Annotated in this window: 4 protein-coding genes; all 4 read right to left on the reverse strand. The window is 73.6% G+C overall.

All coding sequences use genetic code 11. The annotated features are described in order from the left end of the window. A partial coding sequence (locus I59_RS13100) for a serine/threonine-protein kinase (protein WP_022904251.1) occupies window positions 1-466 on the reverse strand: 466 nt, incomplete at its 3' end. 131 nt (window positions 467-597) lie between these two features. Further along, entirely contained in the window at window positions 598-1,419 is an 822-nt protein-coding gene (locus tag I59_RS13105) for a PP2C family serine/threonine-protein phosphatase (RefSeq protein ID WP_022904252.1), read from the reverse strand. A gap of 159 nt (window positions 1,420-1,578) precedes the next feature. Then, window positions 1,579-2,205, reverse strand: a complete 627-nt coding sequence (locus I59_RS13110; protein ID WP_031273788.1) for an FHA domain-containing protein — start codon at window positions 2,203-2,205, stop codon at window positions 1,579-1,581. A gap of 53 nt (window positions 2,206-2,258) precedes the next feature. Next, on the reverse strand, window positions 2,259-2,633 hold the full coding sequence (locus I59_RS13115) for a hypothetical protein (RefSeq protein ID WP_022904253.1): 375 nt from the start codon (window positions 2,631-2,633) through the stop codon (window positions 2,259-2,261). Window positions 2,634-2,806: the final 173 nt, after the last annotated feature.

Raw genomic sequence — 2,806 nt, forward strand, 5'->3', positions numbered from 1 at the left:
AGTCGGACAGCACGGGGTTGCCGTACGCCGTGAGGAGGATGTTCGACGGCTTGATGTCGCGGTGCAGGACGCCTTCACGATGAGCGGTCTCGAGCGCAGCACCGATGCGGACACCGATCGCGAGCACCTCGGACACGGGGACGGGCTCACGCCGGTACCGATCGCTGAGCGACGACGAGCAGAGCTCCATCACCAGGTACGGTCGGCCGTCGGACGCGACGCTCGCCTGGAAGACGGTGAGGATCGAGGGGTGGGTGCTCAGCCGGGCCATGAGGTTCGCCTCGGCCTGGAACATCTGCCGGACACGGTCGTCGACGACCTCGTCGAGCAGCACCTTCACCGCGACCTTGCGCCGCGGCATGTCCTGCTCGTAGAGGAAGACGTCCGCGAAGCCGCCGGAGCCGAGGACGTGCACGGGACTGAAGCCCGCGATCACGGGCGGGTCGGACGGCAGTCGTCGTGCCATGCTCCCCTCCTCCCCGACCGATGCACGGCCGGCACGCTCGTCACGGCCATGTCATTGTACGGAAGGCCACCGACGCCCAGCCCGGGGGCCGGACCACCTCCCAGGACCGGACGACCCCAGTTCGGGGGCCGTCAGTGGCGGGGCAGGGTGTCCTCGACGTCGCCGTCGTCGGGCGCCCCGTCGACCTGCAGCACGACGACCGTCACGTTGTCGCGTCCCCCCGCGACCACCGCGTCGCCGACGAGGCGTTCAGCGAGGTCCTGTGCACCCTCGACGCGCGCAGCGATGCGGGCGATGCCGACGTCGCCGAGCTCCTTCGTCAGCCCGTCCGAGCAGACGATGTAGCGGTCGCCCTGCCGCAGCGGCAGGGTCCACCAGTCCGGCTCGGGCGGCTCACCGAACCCGACGGCGCGGGTGATGACGTTGCTGTCCGGGTGCCGTTCGGCGTCCTCGGCACGCAGGAGCCCCGCGTCCACCATCTCCTGCACGACCGAGTGGTCGACCGTCACGCGGCGGAGCACCCCGGCGTCGATGCGGTAGGTCCGCGAGTCCCCGACGTTGAACACGAGCGCCGCGGGCTGCCCCTGCGACGCCACGAGGGCGATCCCGGTGACGGTCGTGCCGGCCCCGATGGCGTTCCCGCCCGCGGCGCGCTCGATGTCGGCGGTCGCGAGGAGGAGCGCGCGTTGGATCCCCTGCCGGGTGGTGAAGGGCTGCTCGGAGACCTGCGCCAGCCGACGGACGACGGCGTCGCTGGCGCGGTCGCCCGCGAGGTGCCCGCCCATGCCGTCCGCGACCACGAAGAAGGGGGCCCCGACGATGTAGCTGTCCTCGTTGTGGTCACGTCGCCGACCCACGTCGGTCGCAGCGCCCCACGACAGGGTGAGGACGGCGCCGTCGGCACCGGGGACGTCGATGGCGTGCGCAGTGGCTGCTCGGCCGAGTTCGGTCACGTGTCTTCGATCGCTCTCTGGGGGTTCGGGGGCACGACGGTCAGGGAACCGGTCACGGCCAGTCCGGCGGGGCGGGGACGGGATCCCCCGGGGCCGCACGAAGGTGCGGCGAGAGGATCTCGACGGTGTTGCCGTCGCCGATCTCGACAACCCGTACCGTCAGGACCACCGCGGTCCCACCCGCGGCATGCGGAAGGGCGTTCCGGCGACCGGGCGGACCACGGTGCCGTTCGTCGATCGGAGGTCCTCGACGACCGCGGCCTCACCCGAGGCCTGCACGAGCACGTGCGACGACGAGACCTGTCCGGATGCTGACCGCACGGTCACGAGCCGGGGTTCCGGCCCGCGCACGACGCGCGGGAGCGTGGGACGACGCCCGACGATCACGGGCCGGTCGAGCCGCACGACGTGGTCCCCGATGCGGACGGAGGGCACCCGCGCGGTGCGCGGTTCGGCCGGGAGGCGCGGTGCCGGTCCGGCGAGCGGTGCGGCTCCCAGCGGTGGTCGCGGGGGTGCCCCGCGGACGGTGTCGTCGGTCGTCGGCTCCGGCCCGGCCAGGGCGCCGCGGAGGACGGTGTCGTCGTCCGCGGGGCCCACGGGGCGCGGACGGATCACGGTGTCGCCGAGTGGGTCGGCAGCACGGTCCAGCCGGGGTCGGATGACCGTGTCGCCCAGGAGGTCGTCGCTCACAGCGTCGTCGTTCACGGGATCGTCGGCGGACGCGGTGCGGTGGCGCGGTCGGATGACGGTGTCGTCGATCTCGTCGTGAGTGTCGTCGTCGCGCACCCGAGCCCTCCCTCGCTGGTGCTCCAACCGTAGACGATGCCGGGACCGCGACGTCACAGCCGCTCCCACGCGGGTCTCGTCCGGGTCCGGACCAGTCGTGCCACGAGTGACGCCAGCGGATCGTCCGCGGCGGTCTCGAGCGCGTACACGGCACGCGTCTGGGCGCGGGCGTCGGACCCGAGCGCCCACGCACACCAGGCTGCGAGGGCCAACGCCCCGGCCGCTCCCTGCGCACAGCCCTCCGGATCGCTCCCGGCTCGCCAGAACCGCCACGCCGCGGCCAGGCGGTCACCGGCCGTGCGCACCCGGTAGGGGTCCGGCGCGGGCCCCGCGCCGATCAGCGCGGGCGGCAGCCGGTCGGTGAAGGCGTCGAAGGGCACGACGGAGCGGGCGTCGCGCCCGGACGCATCGGCCACGTGCTCGAGCACGGCGAACCGCGTCGCGAGCGCGGCGCTCGTCGTGAGGACCGCGATCGACTCCGCGGGCGCCCAGTGGGCGGCCCGCGGGTCCGGAGGTCAGGGCGGCGCAGGCCGCACGCAGGGTCACTGCGGCAGCGATCTCACGCGGGTACCGGATCGTTCGGTCGTGCTCGGACCGTGTC

Origin of the sequence: Curtobacterium sp. B8 (assembly GCF_000333315.1) — a bacterium.
In the GTDB taxonomy this organism is placed as follows: Bacteria; Actinomycetota; Actinomycetes; order Actinomycetales; family Microbacteriaceae; genus Curtobacterium; species Curtobacterium luteum.